The sequence below is a fragment of the Burkholderia sp. Bp8998 genome (assembly GCF_003854235.1).
In the GTDB taxonomy this organism is placed as follows: domain Bacteria; phylum Pseudomonadota; class Gammaproteobacteria; order Burkholderiales; family Burkholderiaceae; genus Burkholderia.
Map to the genome: position 1 here is coordinate 1 of NZ_QTQF01000174.1, position 416 is coordinate 416.

A 416-nucleotide genomic window follows, 5' to 3' on the forward strand; every position below is an offset into this window, starting at 1 on the left:
ACGGGCTGGCGCGCCTGCTTCGCGGCGTCGTTCGCGAGGCCGAGATCCTTCAGCATCAGGTCGGTGCCGAAGCCGCCGCTGTAGCCACGCGACGACGGCGCGGTGTCGATCACGCCCGGATACGGGTTGTAGGTGTCCGAGCTCCAGCAGCGACCCGTCGACGTGTTGACGATGCCGGCCAGCACCTTCGGGTCGATGCCGAGCGCGACGCCGAGCGACATCGCCTCCGACACGGCCGCCATCGAGATGCCGAGCACGAGGTTGTTGCACACCTTCGCGACCTGCCCCATCCCCGTCGCGCCGCAGTGGACGATGTTCTTGCCCATGCCGGCGAGCACGGGCTTCACGCGCTCGAAATCCGCGTCGCTGCCGCCGACCATGAAGGTCAGCGTGCCGGCCGCCGCGCCGCCGGTGCC

General features: G+C 70.2%; 1 protein-coding gene. It reads right to left on the reverse strand.

Annotated elements, in window-relative coordinates; genetic code table 11:
* A partial coding sequence (locus tag DIE06_RS38030; protein WP_185733594.1) for an NAD-binding protein occupies positions 1-416 on the reverse strand: 416 nt, incomplete at both ends.